1 protein-coding gene is annotated in these 213 nt (G+C 57.3%); it reads right to left on the bottom strand.

All coding sequences use genetic code 11. The features are described from left to right. On the bottom strand, positions 1 to 213 hold a 213-nt coding region (locus SBI19_RS29475; protein WP_317973088.1), incomplete at both ends, for a hypothetical protein.

The raw sequence follows: 213 nt of genomic DNA, 5'->3' as shown, positions 1-213 counted from the left end.
CACGGTGAGCCGGGATAAGGTGCAGAAATGCACCATATTGGCGGTGGACGCCACGGTGAGCCGAGATAAGGTGCAGAAATGCACCATATTGGCGGTGAACGCCGTGGTGAGCCGGGATAAGGTGCGGAAATGCACCATATTGGCACTGATCGCCACGGTGAGCCGAGATAAGGTGCAGAAATGCACCATATTGGCGGTGGACGCCACGGTGAG

Origin of the sequence: Paenibacillus sp. CCS19, assembly GCF_033239625.1 — a bacterium.
Taxonomy (GTDB): domain Bacteria; phylum Bacillota; class Bacilli; order Paenibacillales; family Paenibacillaceae; genus Paenibacillus_T.
This window is presented reverse-complemented; position numbering and strand designations above follow the sequence as displayed.